Source organism: Mycobacterium sp. 236(2023), from assembly GCF_029623955.1.
Taxonomy (GTDB): Bacteria; Actinomycetota; Actinomycetes; order Mycobacteriales; family Mycobacteriaceae; genus Mycobacterium.
In genome coordinates this window covers 484,575-493,613 of record NZ_JARSBP010000004.1, presented here as the reverse complement: position 1 = coordinate 493,613, position 9,039 = coordinate 484,575, and the positions used below count along the sequence as shown (strand labels likewise).

The 9,039-nt window shown below is 67.7% G+C and carries 3 protein-coding genes; 1 reads left to right on the top strand and 2 read right to left on the bottom strand.

The window, feature by feature from the left end:
• Together P9A17_RS19365 and pks2 are read right to left on the bottom strand one after the other, a co-directional pair.
• Positions 1-675, bottom strand: coding sequence for an isoprenylcysteine carboxylmethyltransferase family protein (locus tag P9A17_RS19365; protein WP_278040318.1), 675 nt, complete (start codon positions 673-675; stop codon positions 1-3).
• A 30-nt stretch (positions 676-705) separates the two neighbouring features.
• Entirely contained in the window at positions 706-6,993 is a 6,288-nt protein-coding gene (gene pks2, locus P9A17_RS19360; protein WP_278040317.1) for a sulfolipid-1 biosynthesis phthioceranic/hydroxyphthioceranic acid synthase, read from the bottom strand.
• A 271-nt stretch (positions 6,994-7,264) separates the two neighbouring features.
• Between pks2 and P9A17_RS19355 the strand changes: the two genes are divergently transcribed.
• On the top strand, positions 7,265-9,031 hold the full coding sequence (locus tag P9A17_RS19355) for an AMP-binding protein (RefSeq protein ID WP_278040588.1): 1,767 nt from the start codon (positions 7,265-7,267) through the stop codon (positions 9,029-9,031).
• The last annotated feature ends 8 nt before the right edge of the window (positions 9,032-9,039 follow it).

Sequence of the window (9,039 nt, the reverse complement as noted above, 5' to 3'; positions counted from 1 at the left end):
TCACCACACGCACGGCACGAGGCGGTACCGGACCTTCAGCGTGTACTCGCGATACCCCGTCAGCTCGTCGGCAAGCAGCTTCTCCTCGTCCCGGATCCGCCACGCCAGGACGGCCAGACCCGGCACGACAAACGCAAGCGCCCAATAGGATCCGAGCGCCAGGGGGATACCGACAAGCATCACCACGTTTCCGGTGTACATGGGATGGCGGACCAATCCGTACAGACCGGTCGAGACGACGTTCTGGCCGGCCTCCACCTGAACGGTCGTGGAAGCGTAGTTGTTCTGGGTGACCACGAGCACGACGAGGCTCAACCCCACAGCGACGAGCGCACTCCCGATCAGGCAGAGCGCCGCAGGCACCGTGGACCACCCGAACCGGTGGTCGAGGCCCCCGACGACGCACATCGCCGCCAACGACGAGTACAGCCCCGCCATCACGATCTTCTGGACGGGGCGCGCTTCCGCCGCGACACCTCCGCGCATCCGGCGTTGCAGCGCTTCGGGATTCGTCAGTTGCAGGTAGACGCTGGGCAGCCACGCCGACAGCGCGAACACCACCAGGAAGACCCACGCCTGCCAGAAGTCGAACGTACCCGCGGGCACGAAGACAAGCAGTCCGACGGCGACCGTCTGGACAAGCCCCGAAACGAACACTCGAGCAACGGCGTTCACGATCCTCCTCGACCGTCTACGTGATCTGCGCTATGCCGACGCATCAGCGTCGCTGTCGGTGCTTGTCCGTGGCGCCAGCTTGCGGGACAACAGGTCCGCCAGGCCACGAACGGTGCCGACAGCGAGATCGCTCGACGCGATTCGGATTCCCGTCTCGGTCTCGATGCGGGTCCGCAGCTCGAGAGCACCCAGCGAGTCGACTCCGTACTCGGACAGCGGCCGGTCGGGGTCGATGTTGCGACGGAGCACCAGGCTGATCTGATCGGAGATCATCCGACGGAGCCGGCTCGGCCACTCATCGGGTGCCAGCTCGTTGAGCAGGGCACGCAGTCTGCTTGTGCCCGTGTCGCTTTCCACCACGGCGCGGAATGCCTCGGCGAAGGGACTGCGCTGGGCGAAAGCCGAGAGCCACGTCGTCCCGACGATCGGGGCATACCCGGTGTAGGGGCGATCGTGGCGCATCAGCGCCTCGAATGCGTAGGCACCTTCGTCGGGGGTGATGGCGGCGCCGATGCCCTCGGCGAATTCCGCGGCGCGGCCGATCTGCCCCCAGGCACCCCAGGCGACGGTCGTGCCTTGGCGTCCGTGGGCTCGACGCCACCGGGCGAATGCATCCAGCCAACTGTTCGCCGCGGCGTACGAGCCCCGTCCGGGAGTTCCCACCAGTGCGGCCGTTGAGGAGAAGCAGCAGAACCAGTCCAGCCTCCGGTCGGCGTCGGCGTCTTCGAGGGCCTTGTGCAGATTCCAGGCACCGCAAACCTTCGGCGCCCAGTCACTCTCGATCAGATCATCGGTGATGTCGGCCAGCGTGGCGTCGGCAGCGGTGGCGGCGGCGTGCAGCACGCCACGCAGAAGCAGCCCGGTGGCGGTCGCGGTGGCGACCAACCGGTGCGCGGTGCCGGGATCGGCGATGTCTCCACACAGAACGACCACGTCGGCACCCATGACCCTGATCAACTCGATCGTCTCGAGGGCTTTCAACGTCGGCTGCGAACGGGAGTTCAGCACAATCCGCCCGCACCCCGCATCCGCCATCTTCTCGGCCAGGAACAATCCCAGCGGGCTCAGGCCTCCGGTGATGAGGTAGGCGCCGTCGGAACGGAACACCGGCGCCTGCTGCGGCGGAACCACCACGTCGGTGCGACCCGTGCGCGGGATGTCGAGAAGGAGCTTCCCGGTGTGCTGGGCCGCGGCCATCTCCCGGATGGCGTCGGCCGCCTCTGCCAACGGGTAGTTGGTGTGCGTTGCGGGCGGCAACTCACCGTCTGCGACAAGCCGGTAGACGGTACGCAGCAGTTGCCCGACGCGCTGAGGATGACTCAACGACATCAATGCGAGGTCGACGTAGTAGAACGTCAGATTGCGCCGGAACGGGAGCATCCCCAATCGGGTGTTGCCGTACACGTCTCGCTTACCGATCTCGACGAATCGTCCGCCGATCGCGAGCAGTTCGAAACCGGCGCGCTGCGCGGGCCCGGTCAAGGAGTTCAGGACGATGTCGACGCCGTATCCGTCGGTGTCGCGGCGGATGTCGTCGGCGAACTCGCTGCTGCGCGAGTCATAGACATGGTCGATTCCCATGTTGCGCAGCATCTCTCGGCGCTGTTCGCTCCCGGCGGTGGCGAACACCTGGGCTCCCGCGGCACGTGCGATGGCGATCGCGGCCTGCCCGACACCACCGGTGGCAGAGTGGATCAGGACCCGGTCACCCACGCCGATCCCGGCCAGGTCGTGAAGGCCGTACCAGGCGGTGGCGGTCGCCGTCGCCGCCGCGGCCGCCTGGTGATCGGTCAACCGGTCGGGAAGTGTCACAGCAAGGCGGGCATCGCAGGTGACGAACGTGCCCCAGCAGCCGTTGGCGGAGAATCCGCCGACCCGGTCACCCACCTGGTGATCGGTGACGTTCGGGCCGACCGCCGTGACGACTCCGGCGAAATCCATCCCGAGTTCGGGCACACTGCCGTCGAGGCTCGGATACAGCCCCATCGCGACGAGGACATCGGCGAAGTTGATGCTCGACGTGGTGACGGCAACCTCGATCTGCCCCACTCCCGGCGCAACACGCTCACAGGACACCGGTTCGACGGTTTCGAGGTCACCCGGTGTGCGGATCTGCAGTCGCATCCCGTCGCATTCGTGGTCGACGACGGCCGTTCGGCGTTCGTCGGGACGCAACGGAGTCGGGCGCAACCGAGCCGTGTACCAGGAGCCGTCGCGCCAGGCGGTCTCGTCTTCCTCAGTGCCACTGAGCATTTGACGGGCCAGCTGCTCGGCGTCGGTGGAATCGTCGGTGTCGATCTGGACCGTGCGCAGATGCGGATGTTCGGCACCGATGACCCGGACGAGCCCGCGCAGCCCTCCCTGTTCCAGATTCGGCACGTCGCCGGGCAGCACCGTCTGAGCCGAGTGGGTCACGACAACGAGGTCGGGCAGCTGCCCGGCGAACGTCGGTACCTCCCGGGCTATGCGCACGAGGTGCTGCGCCTGCCGCCGACCCAGTTCCGGCTCAACGGGGGTAACGGTTTTCGGGCCTGCCAGGACGACGAGACCACTGAACTGGCGGTCGCGCAGATGTCGTCCGAGTTCGTCCGCACCGACTCCGTGATCACCGTCGAAGGGCCAGCTCATCGTGACGCATTGCGCGCCGAGACCGTCCATGGCCTCGGCCAGCGCACCCGACCGGCCGTCGGCGGTGGTGTCGACGAGCAGCCAGCTGCCCGAATCGCCACGGGACGGTTCAGGCAGTTCCTGTTTCCGCCAGTCGATGGTCAGCAGCCGCTCGTTCAGCACACGATCCCGGTATGCGAGGTCGGAAACACCAGTGCCGCAGAGGATCCCGCGGACACTCAGCAGGACGGCGCCGTCCGCGTCGAGCACATCGAGGTCGGCCTCCACGGCGGCAGCGTCGACTCTCGTGACGCGCGTGTAGCAGTATCGTGCACCCCGGACCGGTCCATGGATACGCAACCGGGCGACCTCGAACAGAGACCCCGATGCGTCGACACCCACCGACTGTACGAGCGGGCTGGCACCCACCGACTGGAAGCATGCGTCCAGCAGCGCCGGATGCACGCCGTATCCGCCTTGCTGCGAACGGAGTTGGCCCGGCAGCGCAATCTCGGCCAGTACAGAGCCGGGCTCATCCTGTCCGACATGGACCGCACCCAGGCCGGCGAACGCGGGACCGTACTGGATTCCTCGCGCATCGAGTCTGCTTCGCAACTCGGCGCCGTCCTCGCGATGCGGGTGCGCGGCAAGAAGTACGGGGACGTCATAGCCGGGCGGGGGCGGAGCGTCGACGGCGTGCAGGGTCGCGGTCGCGTGCCGCGCATGCTCGCCGTCGCGAATCGACTCCATGACGAATTCGACGACGCCCGGCGACGACAGCGACGTGGTCGCGCCGACGTCGACCTGCTCGTCGAGGGGTAGCTCCTGGTCGAACCGCAGATCGCGAACTTCCACGGCCTCTCCGAGCACGACACGCCCTGCGGCCAGAGCCATCTCGCAGTACGCCGCGGCGGGCAGCACCGACGCGTCGAGCATCCGGTGCTCGGCGAGCCACGGTTGGGCGGCGATACCGACCTCGGCTTGCCACACGTGGCGCTCCGGCTCCTGCTGCAGACGCACATGGGGTCCGAGCAGGGGATGAGCGGTGACCGTGTAACCGCCCGGCGTCGACGATTCCTTCTGAGCACCTGCCAGCCACAGCCGACGATGCGTCCACGTCGGCAGCGGCGCATCCACGAGGCTCCCGTCGGGATACGGCACCGCGAAATCGATTGCGGCGCCGGCAGCATGAAGCTGGACGACGACGTCGCGCAACCCGTTCGGGAGCTTCTGGTCAGGATGCATGGCGGCCAGCGTGGCCAGCGGCGTGTCCAGGCTCTCGGCCGTCAGTTCGATCGCTTCGGTCAGCAGCGGTTTCGGCGACAACTCGGCGAAGACGCGATACCCGTCTTCCAGAGCCGCACGCACCGCCGCGGCGAATCGCACTGTGCGCCGCAGGCTTTGCACCCAGTATCTGTTGTCACACACCGGTTGCTCGCGCGGGTCGAACCCGGTCGCCGAGAAGAAGGGAATCGTGGCATCTGCGGGGTTCACGTCCTTGAGCGCCGCGGCCAGCTCTTTGACGATCGGGTCGAGCTGCGGCGAATTCATCGCGACATCCACAGCGGTTTCGTGGACCTCGATGTCACGCTGGCGCCACGCGGTGACAAGTTCGTGCACCGAGTCCGGCGCGCCGGCGATCACGGTGGTTTGCGGCGACGCCACCACGGCGATCGCGGCGTCCTTGATCGAACGGGTCGTCAGTTCGGACAGCACCTGCTTGGCGGGCAGTTCGACCGTGGCGACGGCGCCCGCTCCGTCGAGGGTCGCCACCAGGCGGGAAGAGCGGCAGACGACGCGCACGCCGTCGGCAAGGGACAGTGCACCGGACACCACCGCGGCAGCGATCTCGCCTGTCGAATGCCCGATGACCGCACCCGGCCGCGCGCCGTGTGCCGTCATGGCGGCCGCCAGCGCGACCTGCATCGCGAACAACGTCGGCTGGATCCGTTCGGCGCCGGTGACCATGTCCGGCGCGGTCATCGCCGCAGTGACGGAGAATCCGGCTTCGGCGGCGACGAGCGGCTCGATATCTGCGACGGTGGCGGCGAAGACCGGTTCGGTCGCAAGGAGTTCGGCGCCCCTCCCGGCCCACTGCGATCCCGAACCGGAGAACACCCACACCGGACCATGGTCGTCGTGACCGACCGCGCTGGTGTAGGCGGTGTCGCCGTCGGAAACCCGGCGCAGCGCGCAGATCAACTCCGTTCTGGTGCCCGCGAGGACCGCGGTGCGGACCGGCCGATGCGCCCGCCGGCGTGCGAGGGTGTAGCCGAGGTCCGGGAGGGCCACCTCGTCATGCGCGTCCACCCAGTCGGCCAACCGGCCGGCCGTACGGCGCAACTCGACGGTAGACGTGGACGACAACGGAAACAGCAGCGGCGCCTGCGCCGCGCCGGCAGAGTCAGGCAGAGCCTGTTCCGGTGCCTGCTCGAGGATGGCGTGCACGTTGGTTCCTGACACGCCGTACGCCGACACGGCGGCACGGCGCGGATGCACTCCGTTCGCGGGCCACTCCGTGACATCCTGCGGCACAAAGAGATTGGTGTCCAGGCGCGCCATCGCATCGGGCAGCCGGGTGAAATGCAGGTTCTTCGGGATCGTGGCGTGCTGCAACGACAGGATCGCCTTCATCAGACCGAGCAGGCCGGACGCCGACTGGGTATGGCCGAAGTTGGTCTTCACCGAGCCGAGCGCGCACGCGCCGTCGACGCCGTAAACCTCGCTCAGGCTGGCGAATTCGATGGGGTCGCCGACCGGAGTGCCTGGCCCGTGCGCCTCGACCAGGCCGACCGTGCCCGCATCCACCCGCGCGGCGTCCAATGCCGCCCGGTACAGATCGGTCTGAGCCGTCGCCGACGGCGTCGAGAAGTTCACGGTGCGACCGTCCTGGTTGGCGGCCGAACCGCGGATGACCGCAAGGACACGGTCCCCGTCGCGCTGCGCGTCCGGAAGCCGCTTGAGCATCACCACCGCGACCGCCTCGCCGGTCACGTAACCGTCGGCGGCGACGTCGAACGCGTGACAACGGCCCGTGGGGGACAGGTGACTCTGCGCCGTGCCCGCGACGAATTTCCGGGGCTCCAACATGATGAATGCGCCGCCGGCCAGCGCCAGATCGCTTTCACCCTCGTTGAGGCTCCGGCAGCCCATGTGCACCGCGGTCAGGCCCGACGAGCACGACGTGTCCAGTGTCAGCGCGGGCCCGCGCAGTCCCAGGCTGTAGGCGATCCGCCCGGACGCCATTCCGAGGGCGTTGCCTTCGAAACCGTACGGACCGGCCATCGCATCGGACCCGGCGTTGACGAGTTGATAGTCGACGTGGGTCAGGCCGACGAAGACACCGGTGAGGGACTCGGCCAGCGCCGCCGGAGTGAGGCCGGCGTGTTCCATCGCCTCCCACGAGGTCTCCAGCAGCAGCCGGTGCTGCGGATCGAGAGCGGTGGCCGCGTGTTCGTCGATCCCGAAGAACTCCGCGTCGAAGCCGGCGATGTCGTCGAGGAAGGCGCCCCATTTCGATGCCGAACGCCCGGGCATGCCGGAGTCGGGGTCGTAGTACTCGTCGGAGTCCCAGCGGTCGAGGGGAACCTCGGTCACGAGATCGTCGCCACGCAGCAGCGCGTCCCACAATTTCTCGGGGGAGTCGATGCCACCGGGCAGCCGGCAGGCCATGCCGATGACGGCGACCGGGGTGCTGTCCCTGATGCTCATGGCTGATGCGAAACGATGGCCCGACGTCGCACCGCTGAGTTTGCTCGATCACCGATCAAGCGCAATGAACGCATTCCGTCTCCTCACAACAGCGAGTGAGCTGTTCGCTGTTTGTTCCACCCTGCGGCCCCCGACCCAGGACAAGCCTTTATTGACGCAGATGTAGGTATCCCGGGTCAAGTACCCGACAGGCGCCTGTCGCCGACAGCTCAACTTTTGTTTTCGCGGATGCGAGATTGACGCCTGCGGTAATTTGCTTCGCGTGACAGAGGTGGTCGAGACATCCATTCCCGCTCTGCTGCGCGAACGCGCCAGCCTGCAGCCCGACGACACAGCGTTCACGTTCGTCGATTACGACCGTGACCGAGTCGGCGTCGCCGAGAGCCTGACCTGGCCGCAGTTGTACCGGCGAGTGCTCAACGTCGCGCGGGAGCTCCGGCATTGCGCCGAACCCGGTGACCGCGCGGTCATCTCGGCGCCCCAGTCGCTCGACTACATCGTCGGATTCCTCGGCGCAATGGAGGCCGGCCTCATCGCGGTCCCGCTGTCGGTGCCGTTCGGCGGCGCCGCCGACGAACGCGTTGATTCGGTCCTGCGCGACGCCGCTCCCGCCGTCGTCCTCACGACATCCGCGGTCGCAGGCGACGTGGCCCTGCACGTCACCGCAGAGGCCGGCAGACGCACACCGTCCATCCTTGAGGTCGATGCGCTGGACCTCGACGTCGCGGTCCGCTCCGGTGGTTCGATCGACGACGGCCCTGCGGACGACACCGCGACGGCGTATCTGCAGTACACCTCGGGATCGACCCGGTCGCCTGCCGGGGTGATGATCTCGAACCGAAACCTGTTGACCAACATCCAGCAGATCACCACCGACTATTCCGTCGACCATGGGGGAGTCGCCCCGATCGACATGACGGTGGTCTCGTGGCTGCCCTTCTATCACGACTTGGGTCTGCTGCTGGGAATCTGCACCCCGGTATACGGCGGGTTCACCACCGTCCTCACCAGCCCGTTGTCGTTCCTCGAGCGGCCGGCCCGCTGGATGCACCTGATGGCGGACAACTCCGCGGCGTTCACGTCGGCACCGAACTTCGCTTTCGAACTCGCGGCCCGCAAAACCTCGGACGAAGACATGGCCGACCGCGACCTCGGTGACGTGTTCATCATCCAGAGCGGCGCCGAGCGGGTGAATCCCACGACCATCGAACGCTTCACCGACCGCTTCGCCCGATTCAATCTCGACGAACGGGTCATCCAGCCGTCCTACGGGCTCGCCGAGGCCACGCTCTACGTGGCGACGGTCCGACCGGGCAAGCCGCCGGCGATCATCAACTTCGACGCCGAGAACCTGGCCGACGGCATCGCCACGCGCTCGCTGAACGGCGGCGGCACACCTCTCGTCGGCTACGACACGCCACTGTCGGAGTTGTCGCCGCTGGTGCGCATCGTCGACCCGGAGACCAGGACCCGGTGCGCGGACGGGAAGACCGGCGAGGTGTGGGTGCACGGCGACAACGTGTCCGCCGGCTATTGGGGCAACCCGGCCGAGAGCGAACGCGTCTTCCACGCGACCCTCGCCGACCCGACGGAGGACACCCCTGCGGGACCGTGGCTCAAGACCGGGGATCTCGGATTCATCGCCGACGGGCAGCTGTTCGTCGTCGGCCGCATCAAAGACCTGCTGATCGTCTACGGCCGCAACCACGCCCCCGACGACATCGAGGCCACCATCTCGGAGATCACCGGGGGCCGAGTCGCGGCCATCGGGGTCCCGACCGACGGCATCGAGCAGCTGGTCGCCGTCATCGAATACCGCAAGCGCGCCGACCCCGCCGGCGCCGAAACCGCGGAGGACCCGCTCTCTGTGGTCAAGCGCGAGGTCACCTCGGCGATCTCCCAGTCGCACGGCCTCGCGGTGGCCGATCTGGTGCTTGTCGCCCCGGGGTCGATTCCGATCACGACCAGCGGCAAGGTGCGTAGGCAGTCCTGCGCCGAGGAGTACCGGCAGAACCGGTTCGCCCGCCTCGACGCCTGATCCCGGCC

Coding starts and splice junctions, on each gene's coding strand:
- pks2 (WP_278040317.1), bottom strand. CDS start 6,993: ATGAGCATCAGGGACAGCACCCCGGTCGCCGTCATCGGCATGGCCTGC.